Raw genomic sequence first — 10,575 nt, 5'->3', positions numbered from 1 at the left:
ACGCGACCGCCTCGTCGGCCAACTCCACAACCTCGGCTACCGCGTCACCCTCGACAAGACCGCGTAGTCAGGCTGCGGTCAATTCACTTCACAGCCCACCGGCGCCCGCGAGTCGCGAGATCCGGACCCGCGAGTCGGGAGATCCGGACCCGCGAGTCGGGAGATCCGGACCCGCGAGTCGGCAGTTCCGGACCCGCGAGTCGGCAGTTTCAGGCGTCCGAGTCGCACATCTTCGTCGTCGTCAGAGCGTGAACGCCCCGCCGACGTATCTCCGCCCGGCCTCGTCCTTCGCCGGATCACCGGGCCCGATCCGGCCGGCGAACACCTCGGCGTCGTCCTGCGGGACGTACCCGATGGCGGCGCCGCCCTCGGGCGACCAGACCCGGCGGGTGTTGGCCGAGACGCCCCAGACGACCCGGAAGCCCGGCGACGGCGTCGCGAGCGCGGCCTCGACCAGGCGGGCGCAGTCGTCGGGCGAGAGCCAGGTGGAGAGTCCGCGCAGGTCGTGGGGCTCGTCGGCGCAGGTGCCGATCCGCAGGCAGACGACGTCGAGCCCGTGCCGGTCGTGGTACAGGCTGCCGAGCGCCTCGCCGAGCACCTTGCTCACGCCGTAGTAGGTGTCGGGGCGGGGCCCGACGTCGTCGGGCATGTCGAGATCGGGGTCGTCGGGCTGGTGGACGAACCCGACGGCGTGGTTGCTCGACGCGTACACCACCCGCCGGACCCCGGTCCGTCGCGCCGCCTCGAACACGGCGTACGTGCCCTCGATGTTCGCGTCCCGGATCGACGCCCAGTCCGCCTCGCCGGAGATCCCGCCGAGGTGCACGACGGCGTCGACGCCCTCGCACGCGGCGATCATCGCGTCCAGGTCGGCGACGTCGGCGGTGATCGCGCCGGGCTCGTCGACCGGCACGCGGTCGAGCAAGCGCAACTCGCGGTCGGGGCGCGGCATCCGCGCCCGGAGCATCCGCCCGATCCGTCCGCCGGCTCCCGTGATCAGTACTCGCTGCACGCCGTGATCCTGCCCTCGCGCAGGAGGGGTCGCGCAGGGCAGGGTGGGCGGCATGGGTGAGCTCGTCGCCGGCGTCGACTCGTCGACACAGTCCTGCAAGGTCGTCGTCCGGGACGCGGAGTCCGGGGAGCTGGTCCGCTCCGGCCGGGCCGCGCACCCCGACGGGACCGAGATCGAGCCGAAGCACTGGTGGGCCGCGCTGCAGCAGGCCCTCGACGAGGCCGGCGGGCTCGCGGAGGTGGCGGCCGTGAGCGTCGCCGGGCAGCAGCACGGGATGGTGTGCCTCGACGAGACCGGCGAGGTCGTCCGGCCCGCCCTGCTGTGGAACGACACCCGCTCGGCCCCCGCCGCCGCCGCGCTCGTCGAGGAGCTGGGCGCGCAGGCATGGGCGGACGCGACCGGCACCGTCCCCGTCGCCTCGATCACCGTGAGCAAGCTGCGCTGGCTCGCCGAGCACGAGCCCGCCAACGCCGCCCGGACCGCCGCCGTCTGCCTCCCGCACGACTGGCTGACCTGGCACCTGGCCGGGAGCGGCGAGCTGGATGCGCTGGTCACCGACCGGTCGGACGCCTCCGGCACCGGCTACTTCGACGCCTCGTCCGGCGAGTACCGCCGCGACCTGCTGCGGCTCGGCCTCGGCCGCGACGACGTCGTCCTCCCCCGGGTGCTCGGACCCACCGAGTCCGTCGAGGGCCCCCGGTTCCGGCTCGGCCCCGGCGCCGGGGACAACGCGGGCGCCGCGCTCGGGCTCGGGGCCGGCGACGACGTCGTGGTCTCCCTGGGCACCTCCGGGGTGGTCTCGGCCCGCGGCGACCGGCAGGGCACGGACCCGACCGGCACGATCGCCGGGTTCGCCGACGCCACCGGCGCCTTCCTGCCGCTCGTGGTCACGCTCAACGCCGCCCGGGTGCTCGACGCGGCGGCCCGCCTCCTCGGCGTCGACCACACCGAGCTGTCCCGGCTCGCCCTCTCCGCCCCGCCCGGCGCCGAGGGCCTCACACTCGTGCCGTACCTCGAGGGCGAGCGCACGCCCAACCTGCCGGACTCCACCGGCGCGATCCACGGCATGACGCTGGCCAACGCCACGCCCGCCAACCTGGCCCGCGCCGCGATCGAGGGCATGCTGTCCGGGCAGAAGGCGGGGGTCGACGCGCTGGCCGCAGTCGGCGTGCACGCGCACGAGATCATGCTGATCGGCGGGGCGGCCCGCTCCGAGGCGGTGCGGCGCATCGCCCCCACGGTCTTCGGCGTGCCGGTCGTGGTGCCCGAGCCCGGCGAGTACGTGGCCGACGGCGCCGCCCGCCAGGCCGCCTGGGTGCTCTCCGACGGTGCCGAGCCCCCGCGCTGGGCGAGCGGGACCTCGGAGCGCTACGACGGCGACCTCACCGACGGGCTGGAGGAGCGCTACCGCGAGGCGGCGGAGAAGTATCTCCCGCGACTCGGACGGTGAGAGGAGCATCAGCGTCGTTCGATCATGGTTCGACGACGCTGGTGCTCATCGCGACAGCGTGGTGGGGTCCTGTGCCGCGAGCTGTTCGTAGCCCACCCACTCCTGTGCCAGCCGCTCTCCCGATGCGAACAGCTCCGCGGTCCTCGACCGGATCGCCGCGGGGAGCCAGTCCAACGGTGCCGCGCCGGCCCGGGCCGAGCGCTCTCGGTCGGGGCGCGAGGTCCCGGCCTCGACCAGTAACGAGTACAGCGCGACCGCTGGCAGCAGGGGCGGCAGGCCCAGGGCAGCCGTGTCCGCCCGACCGGGGAAGCGGACGCCCGGCGGGTCCAGGTCCCCGAAGTACCGCAGCTCGAGGGGCCGCTCGGGTCGGGCCGCGAGGGAACGCAGCACGCCGGCGAGCCTGCTCCCTCCGCCGAGGACGACGGAACCGGCCGGCCCCGGTGCCGCGCGCAGCCGCCGAACGAGACTGTGGAAGGTCGCGACGTTCTCGACGAGAAGGGTGACCGGGCCGGGCCCGAGGTGTTCCGTGCCCAGTGGGCTCGACACCGGGAAGGCGCGGAGCAGGTCGGGGGTGAGGATGCCGTCGGTGAACAGCCGGGTCGTCCGTGCCTGATCCAGGTACTTCTCGTCCCCGGTCAGCTCCAGCGAACGTTCGGCGAAGGGCACCGCCGGCCGCTCCTCGACCGGAACCGGCGCGGCTCCGGACCGTCGCGCGGGATGGAACGGGCCGCGCCCGTCCCGGAGAAACAGCTGCACCGCGTCCACCAGCGCACGCTGCGCCTCGCCCGGCGGATGGGAGCGGAACAGCGCGTCCACCGCGCGGAGCTCCGCTGGACGCACGAGCTCCCGGCGCGCCGCCGGTGGGGACGGCCGAGCCGGCGCCTTCCGCACCCACACCGGCAGCGCGGGACGCCGGGTGCGGTCCCAACCGGTTCCCCGTTCGGCGGGCAGCACGATCTCTCCGGCCGAGGCCAGCTCCCGCAGGGCGTCGAGGAGACGTTGGCGGGCGTCCGCCGCGAGCTCGAGGCTCGCGTCCGCAGCAACCGCGACCAGGCGCAGGGCCTCGACCTGCACGGTCCGCGCGGACGACCGGGTCACCGCCTCCGCGAGGGCGGTCGCGAGTCGGGACCGGGTCACAGCAGGGTGAGGGCGACCGGGTCGTCCCGGTGGATCCGAGTGCTGTCGATCGCGCCCGCCGGGTCCTCGTCGGCGAGGGTCCGCTCGGCGACCCGGACGTACTCTCGGCCCCGATTCGCGGCGTTGCGCAGCCGGATGATGTTCGGGAAGCGGCCGACGGCCTTCATGTCGCCGACCCCGGTCAGGAAGATCAACTGCACGCCGTTGGCGGCCGCGACCTTGCGCTGCAGGTCGAGGAACACCACGTAGTTGGCCTTGCCGAGCGGGTTGTCGAGCGGCAGCGCACCCAGCCCCGGGACGTCCCGGCCGCGACTCGTCGCCCGCAGCTTGGCTACCATGCAGAACAGCAACAGCGAGATGGTGACCTTCTCGCCGCCGGACCACTTGCGCATGCGCTCGACCGACACCCGTTCCAAGGCCAGCGCCGTGGACGGCTTGAGCACCCGGGCCCGCCAGTTCCCGTCCCCGACGACGGCATTCGTGGCCTGCCAGAGCAGCTCCAGACCGCGCGGGACCTCCGCACCGCGGGCGGTGAGCACGTCCACCAGCCGGGCACAGCGGTCCCGGACCACCGCGTCCGCCGTCTCGACGGCCGACCGCGGCCCGACGTCGAGGAACCGGTGCCCGGCCCACGCGCCGAGGTTCTCGGGGAGCTCGGACAGGGTCTGCGCCCGCGCCAGGGACTTGAGCGCCTGCCGAACCATCCCGCTCATCGCGGTGACGACGACCGACTTGTGCTGCTCCAGCTCGTCCAGCCTGCCCTGCAGATTGACGGCGTACTTGTCCAGGTCCTCGGCCAGCGCGCCTACGCCGTCGCCGAGCTCGTCGACGACGTCGGCGACCCGGAACCGGTCCCGCACAGCCGGCTTGACCTCGGCGAACCGGTCCGCCGAGGACCACACCGTGATCTCCTTCGCCGCCTCGTCGACGGCCGCGCGGCCCCGCCGGACGGCCGCAGCGGTGTCGTCCAGCCGCTCCCGGATTGCGCTCACCTCGGCGGTGACAGCCTCGACGCCGATCTCCTCGACCCCGATCTCCTCGGCCCCGTCGGACGGTCCCTCGACGCCCAGCAGCTGCCCCTGGTGCACGAGCTCCCGCCCGCGCTCACGCGCCTCGGCCCGCAGGCCGCCGGTACGGTCGAGCTCCAGCCGGGCCCGCTCGGTCGCCTCGCGGGCTGCGGCGTGCTCCGCCTCCGCCCGCGCCGCCGCCGCCACCGCACTCGCGATCGTGGTCGGCGCCGGCTCCGGGACGTCGGCCGGTTGCGGGTAGCGCGCGGCCTCGGCCTGGGCGGAGTCCACCCGGGTACGCGCGGCACCGACCGCCTCGTCCGCGATCTCCGCCGCGGCCTCCGCCCGGGCCGACGCCGCCGCACGGGACTCCGCGTCACCGCCCTCGGGGCCGTCCGCGAGCGCCGTCGCGGCCTCCCGCACGTCCGCGGGAAGGGCGCTGACCTGCTCGGTTGGACCCGCGAGCCCGCGCCGGGCCTCGTCCAGCGCGGCGGCGAGCGCGGAGTCCGACACCTCGCGCCGATACGCCGCCACGGCGCTCTCCCACGCCCGCTGTGCCTCGGCGGGCGCGACCGGCTCCGCCGCCTCCAGCGCCGACGCGGGCACGTCCAGCGTGGAGCGGACCTCCTGCTGGGCCGTGGTCGCGCGGCGCACGGCGTTGAGCTGTTCCTCGACCTCCCGGAGGATCCGGCGGGCCGCCTCCTCCGTCGCCTCCTCGCGGGTGATGTCGGCGCGCGCCGCCTCGATCTCCGCGGGCAGCGCGGCGGCCCGGGCGCGGCTCTCCTCGGCCGCCGCGAGCCGGGTGGCGAGGTCGCCGAGCACGGCGCCGGCGACGTCGGCGGCCCGCCGGGCGGCCTCCGCGGCCTCCCGCAGCCCCTCGATCGTCTGCTCCCGCTCGGAGAGCTCACCAAGGTCCGCGGCGACGCGCTCGAGATCCGAGTCCACGCTGGCGACGGCCTCCCGGGCCGCGGCGACCGCGCCGTCGAGCTCCTCGAGGGTCCCGGGCGGGCACTCCCGCCGCAGCGTCCGGACCCGGCGGCGGAGATCGTCGTCCCGGTCGCGGACGGCGGTCAGCTCCCGATCCGCGTCCACCCGGCCGACACGGGCCTGTTCCCGAGCCGCCGTCTCGGCGCCCCCCGCTGCGGGATCGGTGAGCGCGGCCGCGGGCGGGACCAGCTCGAACTCCTCGGTCCGCTCCCCCCGGACCACCGCGTCGAGATCCGTCGTCGAGGCCAGCACCACCGCGGTCGTCGGGCGAAGCCCCGCCTCGACGAGCGCCGCGCGGGCCGCGGGGAGATCCTCGGCCGCGTGCACCAGCAGACCCGACGCCAGCGCGGGCGCCGCGCGCAGGACGGCGGCGTGGGAGCGCTGCGGCACCGCGTCCGCCAGATACTGCCAGCCCGTGGCGACGGCGATCCCCGCCTCCTCGACGACGGCGCGGGCCCGACCCAGGTCCAGGGTCGGCGGGAGGAGCCCGGTCGCGGCGAGCGCCTCCAGTGCCCGTTCGTCCTCGGCCCCTTCGACCGCCAGCTCGGTCCGGCGCCGCTCGGTCCGCGCGATCGCCGCGGTGAGCAGCTCCTCGAGGTCGCCCGCCTCGGCAACCGGATCGACCGCGTCCCCACCGCTCAGCGCCTGCAGCCGGTCCTCGGCGGCGAGCTCGGCCGCACGTTCCCGCAGGTCCGCGGCCCGCTGCGTGGCCGAGTGCACGCTGTCGAGAGCGGTGCGCCGCTCGGTCGCCAGGCCCTCCTCGATGGCCCGTAGTTCCTCGCGACGCTCCCGTGCCGCGGCCCGTTCCTCGGCGAGCCGGGCCAGGTCCTCCGCGGCCGCGGCGGCGGCCGCGCGGTGCCGCTGCAGGGCCGCGGGGACCTCCTCCTCCGGCTCGACGTGTCCGGCCGCGCGCGCCGCCGCGACCGCGCGGTCCAGGTCGGCGAGCCGCTCCCGCACGTTCTCCTGCTCGGCGGCCAGCCGGCCCTCGACCGTCCGGGCCGCGCCCGCGCGACCCCGCGCGGCCTCGGCCTCCGTCTGCTCGCTCCCGCATCGTTCCTGCAGCTCCGCGCTCCGCTCGGCCTGCTCGGCGAGCGCTCCGTCGAGCGCGCGGGCGTAGCGCGCTGCCGCCTCGTCCGCGGCGCGGCGCAGCGGCTCGGCGCCCAGCTCCGCGGCGGCCTGCTGCTCCTCGAGGGACCGGACGCGGGCCTGCGCCTCGCGCCACCGGAGCAGCGGGTCCACCGCCCACCATGCGGCCCGGACCTCCCGCGCGCTCCGCTGGGCCTTCTGCGCGGCCGCCAGCTCCGCCCGGGCCTCGGCAAGCCGGAACCGCGCAGCGAGCCCATGCAGGGCCGCCACCTGAGACTCCGCCGCGGCCGCGGCCGACCGCAGCTCGACGACCTCCGCGGACAGCTCCTGCTGCCGGTCCGCGTGGGCGGCCTCGTCGCGCCGAGCCGCGGCCGCCGCAGCCGCGATCCGCCCGGCCAGTGCGACCGCCCGCTCCTGCACCGACTCCGCCGCCCCGGTGGCCTCGGCGAGCACACCCTGACAGGCGGCCAGGGTCCGCAGCAGCGGGACGGCCTCGGCGGCGAAGGCCCGGTCCGCCAGAAGCTGGGGCCGTTCGGCGAGCCCCGAGCGGACCTTCTCGAGGATCTCCGAGACCTGCGCGGGCACGTCCGGGTCGACGATCAGCTCCAGCAGGTACCGGACGAACTGGTCGGCGTTGCGGAACTGGAACTGGCCCTCGATGCCGCCCTCGGTGGCGTTCATCTGCAGCAACGCGGTGAAGATCGCGGGATCCAGGCCGTGGTCGTCCAGTACCTGTCGCCAGCGGTCCTGCCGGTCGGTGACCACGACGCCCGCGCCGGGCACGGCGTCCCACTCCCGCAGCGCCGCGACGTAGTCCTTCTGGGTGAGCCGCTGCCCGATGGGCAGGCCATCGAACCCGGTGCGGCCGGCCCGGTCCTCGGTGCAGAGGTACCACCGGGCGGTGAGCCGGTCGTGGTCCCGGTTCGGGTCCGCCGGCTGGGCGCGGTCGGTCCACTCGTACACGGCGCCGGTGACCAGGCGCCGCCGTCCCGGACCGGACCACTCGATGACGACGTGTCCGGTGTCGTCGTCCAGCAGGTAGTCCTCGAGGTGTTTGCCGGTGGCCTGGGTGGCGAGGAAGTCCTTGCGCGCCGGCCGGATCAGCGCGCAGATCAGCGACAGGACGGTGGACTTGCCGCCACCGTTGCGCAGCCAGAGGATCGAGTCCAGCGGCACGTCCCCCGAGTCACGGAAATCCAGTGTGACGTCGAGGAACCGGGCGGCCCGGGGCCCCATGCGATCGATCCGGACGCGGCTGATCTTCCACATCACCGGCGCGCTCACGAGGCCGCCCGCAGCTCGCGCAGCGCGTCCAGGGCCGCCCCGCCCGCCGAGTCCGCGACGAGCAGCCGGAACCGGTCGGTGAGGTGGTAGACATCCGGCCCCAGCGAGGTGGCCTCGCGGGCGGCGCCCTGGTCCACCAGCCAGCCGAGGGCGTCCTCGATCGCCTTGAGGGTGCAGCCGCGACCCCGGCGCCCGGTCTGCGTGGTGATCAGCTGGGGCATGTCGCTGTAGATCTCGGCCGCGACCCGCGCCCGCTCCTCCGGCGTGCCCTCGCCACCCTCCTGGGCCTTGAGGGTGTCGACGGCCGCGCGCAGGAACTCGTCCACCTTCACCAGGTCCACCAGTTTGGTCTCCGGATCGTCGAAGTCCACGTCCTGGGGGTAGGCGTAGGCGGCGATGCCGATCAGGACCAGTCCGAACACCAGGCGCTCGGACTGGTCCATGGCCCGGAAGTCGGTGAGCCGGGTGGCGAACGGGCCACCGGGCTCGGGGGCGAGCACGATCCCGGAGCGTGGGGTGCCCAGCGCCTCCAGACCGAGGCCCTCGGCCATCGTGTCCACGACGTCCCGGAACCGCAGCTCGGTGCGGTATCGGTCCAGGAGGGCGCGGTAGTCGCTGCCCTCGACGGGCCTCGCTCTGCGCTGCAGGCCGAACGCCAGCAGCTCCGCGGCGGCGCGCACCTCGGTCAGATCCGCGGCGACGGCGTCACTCACCCACAGCCTCCAGTTCGTCCGCGATCGACGGTTCCTCTTCGACACCCAGGCGCAGGGGCCGTATCCGGAGGTCCCGCCCCCGGGCCAGCCGATGGTCCAGTTCGACGCCCTCGTCCAGCGCCTCCAGGCCCCCGGCCAGCTCGACCGAGCCGTCCGGGTCCTCCTCGTCCGCCGCGGGGTCAGGGGCGAACGCCCACAGCGCCGTGAGCAGCACGAGCTCGGCGACCTCGTCGTCCCCGCTCGCCTCGAGCAGCTCGGACAGGGCGGCCCCCTCCTCGGTCACCCGGGCCGCGGACAGCACCTCGCGCGCTCCCTCGACGACGGCCGCGGGGTAGCGCTGGACGTCCTCCTCGGCCGCCTCCTCGAGGCCGGCCTCCTCCGCCACCGGCTCGACGGTCTCCCGCTGACGCGGCGGCGCCCAGAGCTGGTCGAGCAGGTCGTCGAACCGGACGAGCCGGGGCACGCCGACCCCGAGCGAGCGATCGGCGAACGCGGTGGTGACCTCCACCGCCTGCTCGCGCGGCAGGTCCAGGGCGGGGCGCAGCACGTCCTCCCCGAGGGCGAGCATCCGCAGCCGGCGCCGTTTCGTCAGTCGCTGCCGGACCTGGGCGGCGAGGAAGACCTCACGGGCGCCCACCAGCCGTCTCTCCAGGTCGAGGTGCACCTGCCGGACCCGCCCGAGCAGGTCGACGATGCGGCCGGACGCCGCCCGCACGTCCCCGCTCGTCTCGGCGTCGAGCCCGCTCTGCACGTGCTCGAGGAACCGGTCGTCCTCCGCGATCCGCTCCTCCACGTGCCGGCGGGCGATCGCGAGCCGCTCCGGCACGTCGACCAGCCAGTCGTGGCTGCCGACGTCCCGCCGGGTGGCGTCGAGCAGCTCGGACAACGTCGCCGCGATGCCCACCGACGTGCGTTCGGCCTGGGCGGCGGTGCGGACCGCGGCGTCGAAGCGGCGGTCGTCGAGCTGGCGCTGCAGGACGTGGGCGAGGGCGCGGTCCGCGTCCTCCAGGTCGACGTCGAGCCCGTGCAGGAACAACGTGATCGCCTGGTCCGACGCCGTGAGCACCGGCCCGTACTCCGCCTCGCGCAGCGACAGCAGGCGGAAGCTGTAGGGCTCGCGCTCGACCCGGTCCCCGGAGAGGTCGGCGAACCAGTAGGTGAACCGGCGGTGCTCGTGCGCCTCGTTGAGCAGGCCCTTCAGCACCACCTGCGCGACGTCCCGGGCCTGGTGTGCGCGGTCCGGCCGCATCCGGGCCGCGAGCGCGGTCAGGTCGTCCGCGACCTCCTCCAGGGTGGCCTCGCGCGCGAAGCCCATCGACCCGACGACGAGGTCCACGGCGGCCAGCGCGAGCTGGCGGAGGTCGAACAGCTCGTCGTCGATCCCGGCGTGCGCGGCGTTGCGCACCAGCCGCGCGATCGGGTCGGTGAGCGCGAGCGCGCGCCACCGCGCCCGAGCGGTCGCGTCCGCCGCGGGCGACACCACGGAGGCGGCCGTCATGGTCACGACCTTAGAAGGGCCTACCGACAGAAAACTCTCAGGCCCCTCTCACCTGGGATCGGGACACTCGGAGAGGAAATGGAAAGGAGACCTCCGTGATCGCCTCCCTCCTCGGGCTGCTGCTGGTGCTGTTCCAGCTGGTCCTGCTCGCGCGGGTGGTCGTCGACTGGATCGGGGTGCTCTCCCCCGGCAGCGGCGGCTCCGCCCTCTACCAGGCCCGCCGCGTGACCCACGGCATCACCGAGCCCGTGATCGCGCCGGTCCGCCGCGTGGTCAGGCCGGTGAACCTCGGCGGGATCAGCCTCGACCTGGCCTTCATCATCGTCTTCGTCGGCGTGCTGATCCTCCGCACCGCGATCGTCCCGCTCATCCCGTTCTGATCGCGCCGGGCGCCCCGCATA

Annotated in this window: 7 protein-coding genes; 2 read left to right on the top strand and 5 right to left on the bottom strand. The window is 75.2% G+C overall.

Features of this window, described 5'->3' with window-relative positions:
- Positions 1 to 241: 241 nt before the first annotated feature.
- Complete coding sequence (locus PKE99_RS36270) at positions 242 to 1,066, bottom strand: NAD-dependent epimerase/dehydratase family protein (RefSeq protein ID WP_051738342.1); 825 nt, start codon at positions 1,064 to 1,066, stop codon at positions 242 to 244.
- On the opposite strand from PKE99_RS36270, the gene xylB reads away from it, so the two are divergent.
- Positions 1,065 to 2,462 carry a xylulokinase gene (gene xylB / locus PKE99_RS36265; protein ID WP_037054059.1) on the top strand — a complete coding sequence of 466 codons (1,398 nt, stop codon included), beginning with the start codon at positions 1,065 to 1,067 and terminating at the stop codon, positions 2,460 to 2,462. The genes PKE99_RS36270 and xylB overlap by 2 nt on opposite strands.
- 45 nt (positions 2,463 to 2,507) lie before the next feature.
- Here the strand turns inward: xylB and PKE99_RS36260 are convergent, their stop codons facing one another.
- Genes PKE99_RS36260 through PKE99_RS36245 form a run of 4 tightly spaced genes read right to left on the bottom strand, consistent with a single transcriptional unit; the run spans position 2,508 to position 10,174 of the window.
- A complete protein-coding gene (locus PKE99_RS36260) occupies positions 2,508 to 3,560 on the bottom strand; it encodes a hypothetical protein (RefSeq protein WP_156068093.1) in 1,053 nt (350 codons plus the stop codon).
- Between the two features lie 35 nt (positions 3,561 to 3,595).
- Positions 3,596 to 7,963: a hypothetical protein gene (locus PKE99_RS36255; RefSeq protein WP_037054057.1), complete on the bottom strand. Its 4,368-nt coding sequence runs from the start codon at positions 7,961 to 7,963 to the stop codon at positions 3,596 to 3,598.
- A complete protein-coding gene (locus tag PKE99_RS36250; RefSeq protein WP_037054055.1) occupies positions 7,960 to 8,676 on the bottom strand; it encodes a hypothetical protein in 717 nt (238 codons plus the stop codon). The genes PKE99_RS36255 and PKE99_RS36250 overlap by 4 nt, the downstream gene beginning before the upstream one ends.
- Positions 8,669 to 10,174, bottom strand: a complete 1,506-nt coding sequence (locus PKE99_RS36245; RefSeq protein ID WP_037054052.1) for a hypothetical protein — start codon at positions 10,172 to 10,174, stop codon at positions 8,669 to 8,671. Before PKE99_RS36245 ends, PKE99_RS36250 begins: the two co-directional genes overlap by 8 nt.
- 95 nt (positions 10,175 to 10,269) lie before the next feature.
- Between PKE99_RS36245 and PKE99_RS36240 the strand changes: the two genes are divergently transcribed.
- Positions 10,270 to 10,554, top strand: coding sequence for a YggT family protein (locus tag PKE99_RS36240; RefSeq protein WP_037054048.1), 285 nt, complete (start codon positions 10,270 to 10,272; stop codon positions 10,552 to 10,554).
- The last annotated feature ends 21 nt before the right edge of the window (positions 10,555 to 10,575 follow it).

Source organism: Pseudonocardia halophobica (genome assembly GCF_027922425.1).
Classification (GTDB): domain Bacteria; phylum Actinomycetota; class Actinomycetes; order Mycobacteriales; family Pseudonocardiaceae; genus Pseudonocardia; species Pseudonocardia halophobica.
This window is presented reverse-complemented; position numbering and strand designations above follow the sequence as displayed.